This is a genomic window from Spirosoma aerolatum (assembly GCF_002056795.1).
GTDB classification, from domain to species: domain Bacteria; phylum Bacteroidota; class Bacteroidia; order Cytophagales; family Spirosomataceae; genus Spirosoma; species Spirosoma aerolatum.
The window spans coordinates 7642219-7655578 of the sequence record NZ_CP020104.1 but is presented as its reverse complement, the minus strand read 5'-3'; the positions used below and the strand labels follow the sequence as shown (position 1 = coordinate 7655578).

10 protein-coding genes are annotated in these 13360 nt (G+C 49.6%); 7 read left to right on the top strand and 3 right to left on the bottom strand.

The features are described from left to right. The first annotated feature begins 83 nt into the window (after positions 1-83). The 4 genes from B5M13_RS31905 to B5M13_RS31890 all read left to right on the top strand — a co-directional run bounded on the left by B5M13_RS31905 (position 84) and on the right by B5M13_RS31890 (position 4668). Complete coding sequence (locus B5M13_RS31905; RefSeq protein WP_080060165.1) at positions 84-1211, top strand: alpha/beta hydrolase family protein; 1128 nt, start codon at positions 84-86, stop codon at positions 1209-1211. Positions 1212-1215: 4 nt separating this feature from the next. Next, positions 1216-2172: an amidohydrolase family protein gene (locus tag B5M13_RS31900; RefSeq protein WP_449448526.1), complete on the top strand. Its 957-nt coding sequence runs from the start codon at positions 1216-1218 to the stop codon at positions 2170-2172. Between the two features lie 121 nt (positions 2173-2293). Next, a complete protein-coding gene (locus B5M13_RS31895) occupies positions 2294-3592 on the top strand; it encodes an MFS transporter (protein WP_080059505.1) in 1299 nt (432 codons plus the stop codon). 233 nt (positions 3593-3825) lie between these two features. After that, on the top strand, positions 3826-4668 hold the full coding sequence (locus B5M13_RS31890) for a universal stress protein (RefSeq protein ID WP_080059504.1): 843 nt from the start codon (positions 3826-3828) through the stop codon (positions 4666-4668). 64 nt (positions 4669-4732) lie between these two features. Here the strand turns inward: B5M13_RS31890 and B5M13_RS31885 are convergent, their stop codons facing one another. Further along, a complete protein-coding gene (locus B5M13_RS31885) occupies positions 4733-5578 on the bottom strand; it encodes an AraC family transcriptional regulator (RefSeq protein WP_080059503.1) in 846 nt (281 codons plus the stop codon). 155 nt (positions 5579-5733) lie between these two features. Here B5M13_RS31885 and B5M13_RS31880 point away from each other — a divergent pair, with 155 nt between their 5' ends. Next, on the top strand, positions 5734-6726 hold the full coding sequence (locus B5M13_RS31880; RefSeq protein WP_080059502.1) for a phytanoyl-CoA dioxygenase family protein: 993 nt from the start codon (positions 5734-5736) through the stop codon (positions 6724-6726). Positions 6727-6875: 149 nt separating this feature from the next. Here B5M13_RS31880 and hemN read toward each other — a convergent pair whose 3' ends face one another. Beyond that, positions 6876-8234, bottom strand: coding sequence for an oxygen-independent coproporphyrinogen III oxidase (hemN, locus tag B5M13_RS31875; protein WP_080059501.1), 1359 nt, complete (start codon positions 8232-8234; stop codon positions 6876-6878). 260 nt (positions 8235-8494) lie between these two features. Here hemN and B5M13_RS31870 point away from each other — a divergent pair, with 260 nt between their 5' ends. Further along, positions 8495-11050: a heavy metal translocating P-type ATPase gene (locus tag B5M13_RS31870; protein WP_080059500.1), complete on the top strand. Its 2556-nt coding sequence runs from the start codon at positions 8495-8497 to the stop codon at positions 11048-11050. Between the two features lie 82 nt (positions 11051-11132). Further along, positions 11133-12329 (top strand): MFS transporter, encoded by a 1197-nt coding sequence (locus B5M13_RS31865; protein WP_080059499.1) that lies wholly within the window; start codon positions 11133-11135, stop codon positions 12327-12329. On the opposite strand, the gene B5M13_RS31860 is transcribed toward B5M13_RS31865, so the two are convergent. After that, complete coding sequence (locus tag B5M13_RS31860) at positions 12324-13100, bottom strand: hypothetical protein (RefSeq protein WP_080059498.1); 777 nt, start codon at positions 13098-13100, stop codon at positions 12324-12326. The two genes, B5M13_RS31865 and B5M13_RS31860, sit on opposite strands and share 6 nt — an antisense overlap. Between the last annotated feature and the right edge of the window lie 260 nt (positions 13101-13360).

Here is a 13360-nt window from a genome sequence, read left to right as displayed (position 1 = left end):
TTATACCCCTATTTAGGGAATGTGTAAACAGGTTCAGATTAAAAATGGACTTTTTGCCCTGCCTCAAAATGACAGAAAAGAAAATGAAAACAGTCCTAAGCCTACTCATTATCCTATCCCTCATCACCCAATCGTTCGCGCAAAATCTGGTAGCGAAAGTCGATTCGGGCCGTATCGATGGGGCGCGGTATGTGATTCTGTTTCCGCAAAACTGGAAAGGGAAGCTGGTCATGTATGCGCATGGCTACGAGTTTATGGGGGCTCGGCCGTTGCAGAGTCAGAACCCTGGCTTTGCCAATGCGATGAAGCCTTTTCTAGAACGCGGTTTTGCCGTGGCTGCGTCAGATTACCAGTACCAGGGGTTTGCGTTGCCGCAAGGCGTGGATGATACGGAAGCGCTACGAATGCTCTTTGTTAAAACCTACGGCAAACCCGATTCGACGTTCATGGTTGGGCATTCGATGGGCGGTGGTGTTACCGTGGCTACCATCGAAAACTTTGGCGCCAACTACAACGGTGGGCTACCCCTCTGCCCGCTTTCGAGCCGGCCGTATTTGCAGTGCCGGAAAGAGTTCGATATGTATGCTACGTTCAATGGGTTGTTTCCGGGTATTGTAACCTCGCTGACCGACATTTTCGATCTGTCGAAACCCTATCAGGCCCAACCGATCCAGGCTATGGTAACGAAAGCGAAGGCCATTCGAACGGCGATCCTGGCTAAAGATTCGGTGCTGGCTGTTGCCTTTGCCAATCGTTTCGATCTGCAACTCGACGACCTGCCGTTTTCGCTGTTTTTCAATGAAAATGTTCTGCGCGACCTGGCCCAGAAGGCAAAAGGCAACCCGTTCGACAACACCAATACCGTTTACAGTGGTTTTCCGAACAATCTGGAAGTCAACCAGAAAGCAGAACGGCTGGCGGCAACGGCTAATCCCAATGTGATCTTTGCCAAATACGACCGAACGGGCAACATCAATAAACCCGTACTGCTGATGCACACCCTCTACGACCAGTTGATCCCTCCCACTTATGGCGTTGTCAACTTCGAGAACATGGTGCATCAGCAGCAGAAAGACACCTACTTTACTGTCAAGTACACCAACGGGCGTGGGCATTGCCAGTTCACTCCACAACAAACCGCCCAGGCGTTCGATGCGCTGAGGAACTGGGTGAAAACAGGTAAAAAACCAACCGCAGGCTTTATAAATTGAGTGAATGAGCGAAAGAGTGAAAGAGTGGCTGACGCATCCTTTTCTTCCTCTTTTCGCTCTTTCACTCTTTCACTCTTTCGCTCTTTATATGATCGATACCCGTAAAATCGTCGCCATCGACGTTCATACACATGCCGAAGCCTCCTGCTGGCATCCGCACGATGACTTTCGACCCGAACTCGACGAAGCCTTTGCCAAATACTTCAAGTCGGATAAGCGCCCGACCATTCAGGAAACGGCCGATTATTACCGGGCGCAGAATATGGCCTTTGTCATGTTCACGGTCGATTCGGAGTTTAACGTTGGGAAGCGCCGGATTCCGAATGAAGAAGTGGCCGAAGGGGCCCGCAACAATCCCGATGTGATGATTGCCTTTGCGAGCATCGACCCGCATAAGGGGCGTATGGGGGCCCGCGAAGCCCGAAACCTGATCGAAAATCATGGCATTAAAGGCTTTAAATTTCACCCGACGGTGCAGGGGTTTTATCCAAACGACCGCATGGCCTATCATCTCTACGAGGTCATTGCCGAATACAAACTGCCGATGCTGTTTCATTCGGGGCATTCAGGGTTTGGTTCGGGAGTACGCGGAGGTGGTGGGCTTCGACTGGAATACTCGAACCCAATTCACCTGGACGACGTAGCCATCGACTTTCCCGACAACCCCATCATCATCGCCCACCCAAGCTGGCCCTGGCAGGATGAAGCCCTTTCGGTAGCCATGCACAAGCCCAATATTTACATCGATCTGAGTGGTTGGTCACCTAAATATTTCCCGAAGCAATTGGTGCAGTACGCCAATACGTTGTTGAAGGATCGGATGCTGTTCGGTACAGATTTTCCGCTGATTACGCCCGAACGCTGGATTAAGGATTTCCACGAAGCCGGTTTTCGCGATGAAGTAAAACCCCTGATCCTGAAAGAGAACGCTATAAAATTATTAGGCTTAGAAGTTGTTTGAGTTCGTGAGGTTAGGTTGTAAGAACCTGACCTCGCCCTAACTGGCAAAAGCTGTACAATGGCTAACTCAAACAACTTCTTAACCTGAGCATACAGTTCCTAAACCCAATCTACTTTGACCCATGGACGTTAGCCCCAAAACTCTGATTGACCAGCAACCCATCACGCGGCTACAATACACAACGGTATTGATCTGCTTCCTGATGAACATGCTCGATGGCATGGACGTGATGGTCATTTCGTATGCAGCGCCAGCCATTGCCAAAAGCTGGAAGTCGAGTCCCGAAGCCCTGGGTATTGTGTTCAGTTCAGGTCTGTTCGGGATGACCTTCGGTGCGTTGTTGCTGGCTCCGTTTGCCGATACCCTCGGTCGGAAAACCATGATCCTGATCAGTGCCGCCATTATGGGCGTTAGCATCTACCTGACGGCTGAGTCGACTTCGGTGCTTCATTTAATTGGATTTCGCTTTGTGAGTGGCTTAGGCATTGGCAGCATGCTGGCCAGTACGGCAGCGCTGGCGGCCGAATATACGCCCGATAAAACCAAAGATTTTTGGGTAAGCTTCGCTATTGGTGGCTATCCGGTTGGGGCAGTACTGTCGGGGTTAGTAGCTGCTCGTGTCATTCCGGAATCGGGTTGGCAAACGATGTTCCAACTGGCAGGTATGGCAACGTTGGTGGCGCTTCCCGTTATCCAGTTTTTCCTGACCGAATCGCTGGAGTTTTATCTGAAGTCGCAGCCTGCTGATGCCCTGGTAAAAGCCAATGTGATTCTGGATCGGATGCGGATGAATACCCTATCGGTACTGCCTCCCAAACCCACCCGACGGCAGGGCATTCCACTGACAGCAGTTCTGGATGGCGAATACAAAACCCCGACGATTCAGTTGTGGATTGCTCTATTTCTAGCCTTTGCGACGTTGTATTTCTTGACAAGCTGGATTCCGAAACTAGCTTCCAACGCGGGTCTTTCCATTGAATTAGCCATTTATGCCGGAACGGTGTTCAACGTAGGCGCCTTTTTTGGCATTGTTACGCAGGGCTATTTTTCGAGCCGGATTGGCCTCAAAAAAACCATCGGTATATTCCTGATTATGACGGGCGTATTGATGGCTATTTTCGGATTATTTATGGGCTCATCATTGCTGTTAGTTTTATTTGGCCTATTGGGTTTCGGCATTCAGGGAGGCTTTGTTGGCTTGTACGCCGTAGCCGCCCGACTCTATCCAACGGAATTTCGGACAACGGGGGTCGGCTGGTCAATCGGTATCGGTCGGTTGGGGGGCATTATTGGTCCCGCTGTTGGGGGTGTGCTGATTGGCATGGGGTTATCGATGGTGACGAACTTTCTGATCTATGCTGTTCCTACCATCTTCGCTGGCATCATGACGTTATACATTTCGTCGAAAAAGATTCGGTAGATAAATTGTTCTCCACCGCGAGGACGCAAAGGCGCTAAGAATTGACCATCAATACGTTTTGTTCCTTGTGGCTTTGCGTCCTCGCGGTGAATGTTTATTCGGAGTTAGGGTAAGTCAACCAGGCAAAAGGTGATTCTCATGTTGAGCCATGACTGAAGTCATCGTTGAAAAAATTGTTTCCCGGTACTTTTACGGTTGACTAATCAGCGCCCGAAAAGCGTTATACTATTATCATGGAAACCATTCTGGTACCGGTCGATTTTTCGAAAAACTCAGAAAATGCACTGCATTTCGCCAGTAATCTGTCGCAAAAGCTACAGGCCCGGCTTATTGTTTTTCATTCGTTCCACAGCCACCACACCAGTGCTTATGTATCGGCTAACTCATTTGACCATGAACTACAAGTGGTAAAAGAGCATACCGATCAGAAGTTAAAAGACTTGTACGCCCGTGTTGGCACCATCGACACCTTTTCAACGCCTGAATTTATCAGCAGTGATACGGATTTTCATGAGGAAATGCTTCGTTTGGTGGCTGAAAAAGGCGTTGACCTCATTGTTATGGGTACTCAGGGTTCGGGTAGCCGACTAGAGGGCAAGTTGTTTGGCACCAATACCTCGTGGGTGGTGGAAAAAGTCAAATGCCCTGTGATCGCCATACCGGAAAACCAGCCCCTGGAAATGCTAGACGAGATCGTCTATGCCAGTGATTATGTACCGGGCGATATCGACAATCTGCAAAAACTGGTGCCAATTGCGCAGGCTTTCAATAGCAATGTCACGGTGATCCACATTACCAGGGACGAATCGGATGAGGCCGTGAAAACACTGGCAAGTTTTGAACAGCAGGTAAAATCCGAAATCGGAACTTTTGATATCCGCTTCCGACTGGTCAAAGGCACTAGTGTCGAAAAAACGCTGGAGCAGTATCTGGACGAAAACAGGGTGGATTTGCTAGTCATGTCGGCTCACCAGCGTAGTTTACCCGAAAAACTCTTTGGCAAAAGCATGACCCGGATCATGACGCTTTATTCGCACATTTCCCTAATGATTTTCCATCAAAAGGCAGAATCCTGAATCCACCAACTGTCACTTTTTGTTGTGCTGTCAGATGAAAGCATCTGTCAGCTAAAACCTCAAACTAACTCCGATGTCGCTTTTTAAACTGTAGCGGGTTTTCGCCAGTTACGCGCCGGAAAATTTTAGTAAAATACGACAGGCTGTCAAAACCACAGGCGAAACAGGCTTCCGATACCGTCCGGTCGACCAGCAACAGCTTCTGCGCCTGATTGACCCGGTATTGGTTCAGAAACTGCGTAAAGGTCAGGTGCGTCATGCGTTTGAAGTAGCGGCAAAAAGCGGCTTTGGTCAGGTTAGCCACAGCCGCTGCCTCATCGACCTCAATTTTGCGGCCATACTGTTCAGCAATAAATTGATTGACCTTTTTCAGCCGGAGTTGCTCCGTCAAGTTGTACGCATTGGTCACAGCCTCACCCTGTAGCGATGTCCATTCGGTACTGGTAGCCAGTTGTTGAAAAATAGCCAGCAGTTTCATCAGTCGCTCGAAGGGGGGCAACTGAGCTAATTGTTTCAACTGATCGCCCACGTCCTGCTTGGTCTGCCCGTAAAACGAAATACCCGACCGCGCCCGTTCGAACAAATCTGTAATGGCATTGAACTCCGGGGCCTGCCAAAGTGTATCGCCCAGAAAATTCTGCTTCAACTGCACAACCACTTTTTGGTGCTCTGTCTGAACGCCATAATCGAAATTGAGGTGCGGAATATTGGGGCCAATAAACACTAGGTCGCTCCCTTCGTACCGCGAAATGTGGTCGCCCACATGACGGGTTCCACTCGCTCCTTCGATATACACGATTTCGTACTCAGGGTGATAATGCCAGAGAAACACCTCACTCAGATGGGGTGTCAGCAACAGATGAAATGAACTGTTGGCATCGGGGTTGATTTCTTCTAAAACGACCTTCAAAATGCTTTCTTTTTACCAATGAATGCCTCAATTGTCTAAAAAATGGTAAGTCAGGAGCAATATAGTGCAAAAAGTAGCAATTTCTGTCCTAACACGTCGCTAAGCAGTCTGGCTAACTTTGTTACAACTTAAAACACTAAAAATACAAATCAGCTATGGAAGCAACGCAGACAATGGCCCCGACGATGATTCCGAATAACGTTCATAAAGACATTCCAGGCAATCCATCGACGGCTACCAGCAGCAAACTCAAACTAAGCAACCGTTCGAATCATGGGGACGGACCGAGTCAACCGTTACGCGTGCTTTCGGAAGAAGACTGGCAATTCTGGATCACAAATGGGTATGTAGTCATCAAACAGGCGGTGCCGAAAGAAAACGCCGAGCGGCTGGCAGCGCTTCTGTGGGAATTTGAAGAAAAAGATCCTGCCGACCCTACTACCTGGTATGCTCCGCCCCGCGCCGAAATGAAGATGAAAGAACTGACGGGTAGCGGCATGGTTGAACTCTACAACCATCAGTACGAGTGGGACAATCGGCAATACCAGCGCGTATATGATGCTTTTGTGGATATATGGGGTACTGAAAAGCTCTGGGTCACCATCGACCGGGCTAACCTGAACTTTCCGCTACGTCCCCAGGATACGTTCAAAGGCTTTATACACTGGGATTACGACCCTGAAACCCGACCCCAAAACGTACAGGGCGTACTGGCGCTGGCCGATCAGACCGACGAAAACATGGGTGGCTTCCAATGCATTCCTGAACTGTATCGAACCTACGATACCTGGAAACTTACCCAACCCGCCGACCGAGACCATTTTAAACCCGACACAACAGGTTTCGAGCTGGTAAAGGTAAAGATGGAAGCGGGCGACCTGCTCATTTTCAACAGTACACAACCGCACGGTATCCGACCCAATCGGTCGACCGATAAGGTGCGGATTGCCCAATACATCTCGATGATGCCTGCCGAAGAAGATAACGAAGCGCTGCGTCAGTGGCGAATTACCTCCTGGCGCGACCGTGTCGCTCCGGAAGGCTACGCGTTCCCCGGTGACCCGCGCGGCTGGGAGAAAACCCGCTATCAAACCGCCGAGCTAAGCCCACTAGGCCGCAAACTGCTGGGGCTAGATAAGTGGGAATAGTAGGTTTACGGTGGCTGACTATAAACTTTGTCATGCTGAGGAACGAAGCATCTTTGGTAGCTGGAGTTATAGCGGCTACCGAAGATGCTTCGTTCTTCAGCATGACAAAAGCATTCACAATTGAAAACAGAAGGCGGTAAGCTATAATCTTACACCGTCTGCGAAAAGAGCCGGGTTTGTGGGTTAGCGTAGTTCAATCGCTCATCAAACGCCATACAGATATTTCGTAGAAATGGACGCCCTTCCGCCCGGACTTGTAACCCTTCGGCCGTGTAATCGATCAAGCCGTCGAGCCAGAACGCTTCCAGCCGCGTTTCCAGAGCCTCCCACTCCCGTTTCGACCAGTTGCCCAGGTGCCAGTTGGTTTTTCCTTTACACATGATGTTCAGAATTTGCCGACGCAGAAACTGGTCCTGATCATCCAGTACATGCCCACGTAAGAGGGGCAATTCTCCGGCTAATACACGATTCATATACAGGTCGACATCTTTCTCGTTCTGGGCAAAAGCCGTCCATACATCACCAATAGACGATGCGCCCAGGCCAATCAATACTTGAGTTTGGGCGGTTGTATAGCCCATAAAATTTCGATGCAGCGTACCGGCTTCCATCGCCTTGTACAGGGAATCGTGCGGGCGGGCAAAATGGTCCATCCCAATTTCAATATAGCCGCCCTCTTCCAGCAGCGCCCGTCCGGTTTCGTAGAGAATACGTTTCTCTTCGCCTGATGGTAAATCCTCGTCCCGAAAGCCCCGCTGGCCGTTTCCCTTGATCCAGGGCACGTGAGCATACGAGTAAAACGCAATCCGGTCGGGTCGAAAAATCAGCGTCTGGTAAATCATGTCGATAATCGAATTGGTGGTCTGGAACGGTAATCCAAACACCAGATCATGACTGATGGATGTGTAGCCAATTTCGCGTGCCCAGTCGGTCACGCGTTTTACGTTCTCGACGGGCTGAATCCGGTGAATAGCTTTCTGTACAGCTGGGTCGTAATCCTGAATGCCAAAACTTACCCGCCGAAATCCGAAGTCGTATAATATCTGTAAGTGTTCGCGGGTCGTGTTGTTAGGGTGGCCTTCCCAGCCATAATCGGGCAATTCGGTAGGTGTAGCCTGATTGAAAATACCCGTAAGCAGCCGTTTTAACTCATCGGGTGTAAAAAAGCTCGGCGTTCCACCACCCAGATGTAGCTCGGCAATACACGGTTTTTCGGGCAGCAGATCGCAGTAGATATTCCATTCCGCCAGCAGTGCATCGATGTAAGGGGCTTCTACGGAATGGTTTTTAGTGATCCGCTTGTTGCAGCCGCAAAATGTGCAAAGGCTTTCGCAATACGGTAGGTGGATATAAAGACTGATTCCTGTTTTGCCATTACTTACCGCAAATGCCCGATGCAGGTTGCGTATCCAGGCGGTTTCGCTAAAAGTGGTTTCATCCCAGAAGGGTACGGTCGGATAGCTCGTGTAGCGTGGACCGGGAACGTTGTATTTCTGAATCAGGTGCATAGCTGCGGGGCGAGGAGCGAGGAGCAGGGCGCTGGGGGCGGGGTGCAAAGTGCAGGGAGTTAGTATACAGATTTCAAAGATGAATAGCTCACCCCTGCTCCACGCTCCTTGCTCCACGTCCCCAGCGCCCCGCTCCTCGCATTTTTTACAAATTTCTCCCCTCATGAAGTCCTAAATACTGAGCCGTATCAGGCCATCTGCTGATGATTATCAGGGTACGTAGCCAATACCTGTGCCAACTTGCGTCCAAATTCTGAACGATGAATACGGCAACAATTTCCCCAACGGTCTGCTACCACTGTGGCAATGAATGTCTGGACGAGTACCTTATTTTCGATGATAAGCACTTCTGCTGCGACGGTTGTAAAACGGTATACTCCATTTTGAGCCAACACCAGCTTTGCCAGTACTATGCCATTGAACCAGGAACCAACCGTCCGGGAACTACACAAACCGCTACTGTTGCTCAACAAACTCGTCTGGAATTTTTAGACCACCCCGACATCGTTGCTCAATTACTGGAGTTTTCGGGCGATTCTGTGGCGAAGGTCACGTTTTACGTACCCACCATACACTGTAGTTCGTGCCTGTGGCTGCTGGAGCATTTATACCGGATTAACCCGGCCATCCAGCAGTCGCGGGTCGATTTTCTGAAGAAACAAGTTTTTATTACGTATAACCCATCCGAAATTACACTTCGGCAGGTGGTCGAATTACTGAGTTCAATTGGCTACGAACCCCTGATCAGCCTGAACGATGTGGTAAAAGAAGGGCAGAAAACCTCCAATCGACCGTTTCTTTACCGACTGGGTGTAGCCGGATTCTGTGCGGGCAACATCATGCTGTTCAGTTTCCCGGAATACCTCGGTCTCGACGATGTATCGTTCAAGCACGTTTTCGGCATTCTTAACTTACTACTGGCCATTCCGGTCGTTTTCTATGCGGCATCGGGTTATTTCGAATCGGTTTGGTCGAGCCTCCGCAAAGGGATTATCAACATCGACTTGCCGATTTTGCTGGGTATTCTGGTCGCGTTCTTCCGGGGAGCCTACGAAGTGTTGTGGCTCAATGGAGCAGGGTATTTCGACTCGCTGACGGGCCTGGTTTTCTTTCTGTTGTGTGGCAAATGGTTCCAGCAGCGCACCCACGAATTTCTTTCCTTCGAGCGTGATTATAAGTCCTATTTCCCGCTGGCCGTTACGGTAGTCGGAAGCAAGGGACAGGGGGCGGGGAGCGGGGAGCGCGTAGTTCCAGTTGCTCAACTCCATAAAGGTGATCGGATCAGGATTCGTAACCAGGAGCTGATACCGGCCGATGGGTTGCTTTACAAAGGCAACGCACTCATCGATTACAGCTTCGTAACGGGCGAATCGGAACCCGAATCGAAAGAGCCAGGTGCCTTGGTGTACGCAGGCGGCAAGCAGGTCGGCGAAGCTATCGAACTGGAAGTTGTCCGAGACGTATCGCAAAGTTACCTGACCCAGCTCTGGAACAACGATGCGTTTCAGAAGGATAATGAGTCGCGTATCCGCACCTTTGCCGATGCGGTTGGGAAATATTTTACCATTACGGTCATCACGCTGGCTACAGGCGTCGGTTTGTATTGGTACCTGCAACACGATCCAGCACGAGCGGTCAATGTTTTTACAGCAGTGCTGATTATTGCCTGCCCATGCGCGTTGTCGCTCTCATATCCATTTGCGCTGGGTAATGGCCTGCGACTGTTAGGCAAACGCCATTTGTACCTCAAAAACGCGGAAGTTATTGAGCAAATGGCCGCCTGCGATACCATCGTATTTGACAAGACGGGTACGCTAACGGAGGTAAAAAGTGCCACAACGGATGTTGAAAGAGGGAAGACCGGGCTGGCGTTCCAGCGAAAGAGTGATGATTCGGGTGTTATTGAGGAGCTTTCGCCCAGACTGACTTCTATTGAGCGCAGTATGATTGCGTCGCTGGTGCGGCACTCGGCTCACCCACTTAGCCGGATACTGGCGGCCCATCTGGCAGACTGTTCGTCACTACCAATGGATTTATTCACCGAGGTGCCCGGCCATGGCATTCAGGCGGTGGTAGATGGGCAAATTGTTAAACTAGGAACACGTTCGTTTGTCAATGCATCTGTTCTAGCTTGTGAAGATGCTGTGTCAGGGGGGGCGATTTCATCGTCCCAGTCTGCGTCTTCAACTACCGAAACGGATATTGCCACCCCTTCCGAATCGGCAGTTTACGTAAGTATTGACGATGAATGCAGAGGACGCTTCCGTTTTCCGAACCAGTACCGTTCGGGTCTGGACACCATGCTTACCGGCCTGAACAAATCTTACCAGCTCTATTTGTTGTCAGGTGATAACGACCATACGAAAACGGAATTGAAGCAATGGTTCCCTGATGCTGGACAAATGCATTTCAACTGTCGGCCTCAGGAAAAACTAGCCTTCATCAAGCATTTGCAGGCCACGGGCAAACGGGTCATGATGATTGGCGATGGGCTGAACGATGCTGGTGCCTTAAAGCAAGCGAATGTCGGTATGGCCGTCACCGACGATACCATTCAGTTTACTCCCGCCAGCGACGCTATTCTCGAAGCAAACGCGCTGACTCAGCTACCTACTTTCCTGGACTTTAGCCGATACAGCATGCGCGTCATCCGGTTCAGCTTTGTGGTTTCCCTACTCTACAATGGCATTGGCCTAAGCTACGCCCTGTTTGGTGATCTGTCGCCGGTTGTAGCTGCTATCCTGATGCCAATCAGCTCAGCTACCATGCTGGCCATTGCTACTTTCGGCGTTCGGGGTTACCGGGGCTGGAGATAAATTTTTTCGACAGGATTTACATGTATTTCTATCCCGTAAATCCTGTAAATCCTGTCGAAAAAATTACTGCTTATCTTTGAGGATGCTCACGTCCTCAAAGACTACTATCCAGTTGATCGTTGTGGTATTCGCCCAGTTTGCGGGCACATCGCTCTGGTTTGCCGGAAACGCCATTCTGCCCGAACTGCAAGCCCTTCTGAAAACAACCGAATTCACGAGTTGGATCACCTCAGCCGTACAGATCGGATTTATTTCGGGGACGCTCCTATACGCCTTGCTAGCCATACCCGACCGGTTTCGGGCCACGCAGGTCTTTCTGGTTTCGGTCATTCTGGCGGCAACAGTCAACTTGCTCTGGCTATTTCTGCCCATAAAACCCGTTACGGTGTTGGCAAGTCGCTTCCTGACGGGTTTCTTTCTGGCGGGTGTGTATCCCGTGGGCATGAAAATAGCCGCTGATCGATTCAAACCTATCTTAGGGAAAGCGATGGGTTTTCTGGTCGGGGCACTGGTAGTAGGAACGGCCTTCCCACACCTGATTCGAGGATTAGGCAGTAGCTTACCCTATCGCAGTCTAATGGTATCGGTAAGTACGCTAGCCATCGTTGGCGGCCTTGTACTTGTTTTTCTGGTTCCGGCCAGCCCCATTCCACCCTCGAAAAACCGTTTTCGTTTTCAGGCTCTGCACGCCCTCTTTCAGCCATCGGCCTTTCGGCCGGCTATGTTGGGCTATTTTGGGCATATGTGGGAGTTATACACATTATGGGCTTTTTTACCCGCGCTAATCATCTACTACCAGCAGCAACATCCTAATGTTGTAATAGCCACATCGCTTTGGGCATTTGGGGCCATTGGGGCAGGGGCCTTAGGTTGCATCGTCGGAGGCTATCTTGCCCTGCGGATGGGGAGTGCCCGAGTAGCCCGATTATTATTAATCACTTCTGGCTTATGCATTCTCCTGCTGCCATTTCTGTTGAAAGCCCCCGTAGCCATATTCGGTCTTTTTCTATTTGTATGGGGAAGTTCTGCAGCGGGCGATTCACCCCAATTTTCAACTCTTGTAGCCAGTCATGCCGCCGTCGAAAACCGGGGCAGTATCCTCACACTGGTCACCTGCCTGGGGTTTCTGATTACGGTGATTTCGATTCAGCTAATGGCCTGGCTCGTTACCCAAATCGGCCTATCCGGCTGGCTATTTTATAGCCTGCTTCCCGGCCCTATTTTGGGCGTGCTGGCGGTTCGAAGGGAACAAGCTTCCCCTTTGTCACCTACCTTATAGCGTAACGGCATAGCTTAGAGTAATCACCTGTACATAAACGGGTTTAAAAGGCTTCTCCTCCAGTTGGCCACGTAACGTAGCCCGATGGGTAAGATAAATATTCTTAACGAGCTTGATCTTTGTAATAAATAGTCCATCCATAGCTCCATTGTCCAGTAATTTTTCGGCATAATTCGATGTTACAGCTAGTCGATACTGTATTTGTACCCAATTTTTAAACTTTTTGTCGTACCATATATTGAGTGCTGCACCCTGTTGTTCTATAATTTGCTGGATACGGTCGGACCCATTTTCCTGCATTTCTTCAATATAGAGTCCTGTATTCGCAATTTGCTGATTGATCAGGCCATAAATACGAAACGTATAGGGTGACAGTGAAACGCGTAATGCCTTTGATGGCTGCCACTTTATACCAGGCGACAGGATAACCTCATACGGGTTAAGAAAACTTTGCACGAGCCCTTTCCCCGCAGTTGTATCTCGAAAAAAGCCGTCCTGATAGGTACTAAATATTCCCGTTTTCGTTTTAGCGATAACGTTGATATTCCATATCCGATCTTCGGAAAAGCCGATAGAGAAATCGTGTAAACTCAATAGTTCATCGGCCGTTTTTTGCGTGATGGTATTCAAACCTGCCTTGTAGAGTGAAAATTGCCAGTGAAACTCATTGCTGGATATAATTCGACCTTTGGTATAATTGATATTCAGATCGATTCCATTGGTGGTCGCAAAACCTCTTTTGCTCGTGTTGGGCTGCCCATTGACTTGCATGGTATGTGAAAGGTTGAGTCCAAGGTTAAAGGCTATTTCCCAGGCTTTTGATTTTTGGTTTCTCTTGGCAGAATCGAGGGCGACAGTCTTGGTAGAGTCATTTTCTATCGGCCTATCCTGGGAAAAACCAACCACTGAGCTAACTAAAAGAAACAAGATGAGTGGGAGCTTTACAACATTGGACACTCCCCGGAAGTATACTTTTTTCATAAAGCAGGAAAAGCAAATACTTCTTTTACAGTATTTATTTCTGTAAAATG

What these genes read in the sequence shown, in the direction of transcription:
- B5M13_RS31905 (WP_080060165.1), top strand. Translation starts at nt 84, where the DNA reads ATGAAAACAGTCCTAAGCCTACTCATTATCCTATCCCTCATCACCCAA.
- B5M13_RS31900 (WP_449448526.1), top strand. Translation starts at nt 1,216, where the DNA reads ATGAGCGAAAGAGTGAAAGAGTGGCTGACGCATCCTTTTCTTCCTCTT.
- B5M13_RS31895 (WP_080059505.1), top strand. Translation starts at nt 2,294, where the DNA reads ATGGACGTTAGCCCCAAAACTCTGATTGACCAGCAACCCATCACGCGG.
- B5M13_RS31890 (WP_080059504.1), top strand. Translation starts at nt 3,826, where the DNA reads ATGGAAACCATTCTGGTACCGGTCGATTTTTCGAAAAACTCAGAAAAT.
- B5M13_RS31880 (WP_080059502.1), top strand. Translation starts at nt 5,734, where the DNA reads ATGGAAGCAACGCAGACAATGGCCCCGACGATGATTCCGAATAACGTT.
- hemN (WP_080059501.1), bottom strand. Translation starts at nt 8,234, where the DNA reads ATGCACCTGATTCAGAAATACAACGTTCCCGGTCCACGCTACACGAGC.
- B5M13_RS31870 (WP_080059500.1), top strand. Translation starts at nt 8,495, where the DNA reads ATGAATACGGCAACAATTTCCCCAACGGTCTGCTACCACTGTGGCAAT.
- B5M13_RS31865 (WP_080059499.1), top strand. Translation starts at nt 11,133, where the DNA reads ATGCTCACGTCCTCAAAGACTACTATCCAGTTGATCGTTGTGGTATTC.
- B5M13_RS31860 (WP_080059498.1), bottom strand. Translation starts at nt 13,100, where the DNA reads ATGCAAGTCAATGGGCAGCCCAACACGAGCAAAAGAGGTTTTGCGACC.